The organism is Klebsiella sp. HMSC16A12, assembly GCF_001808265.1.
Taxonomy (GTDB): Bacteria; Pseudomonadota; Gammaproteobacteria; order Enterobacterales; family Enterobacteriaceae; genus Klebsiella; species Klebsiella pneumoniae.
On the sequence record NZ_KV792648.1, the window covers coordinates 129,321 to 129,736 of the forward strand.

General features: G+C 52.6%; 3 tRNA genes (1 of these 3 only partly in view). All 3 read left to right on the forward strand.

Going from position 1 to position 416, the window contains the following annotated elements:
- The first annotated feature begins 84 nt into the window (after positions 1-84).
- Positions 85-160 (forward strand) — tRNA-Val (locus HMPREF3140_RS25295).
- A 3-nt stretch (positions 161-163) separates the two neighbouring features.
- Positions 164-239: transfer RNA gene (locus HMPREF3140_RS25300), tRNA-Lys, on the forward strand.
- A gap of 146 nt (positions 240-385) precedes the next feature.
- Positions 386-416, forward strand: a tRNA-OTHER gene (locus HMPREF3140_RS29010); it runs 106 nt beyond the window's last position.

Consider the following 416-nt stretch of genomic DNA (forward strand, 5'->3'; position numbering starts at 1 on the left):
GGTCGCAGGTTCGAATCCTGCACGACCCACCATTATAATGATGGGGTCGGTGGAGGCAGTATCAGTAGTATCCAGCGCAGTTTCGGGTGATTAGCTCAGCTGGGAGAGCACCTCCCTTACAAGGAGGGGGTCGGCGGTTCGATCCCGTCATCACCCACCACTCGGGTCGTTAGCTCAGTTGGTAGAGCAGTTGACTTTTAATCAATTGGTCGCAGGTTCGAATCCTGCACGACCCACCAATTTCAGCATTTAACTCAGATGCTGAACGTGAAGGATAACGTTGCGTCAGCAACGGCCCGTAGGGCGAGGCAAAGCCGAGTCATCCTGCACGACCTACCAATTTCTGAATTGGTGTCGAGTGAAATTATTCAGGTAGTACCAGAGCGGGTCGTTAGCTCAGTTGGTAGAGCAGTTGA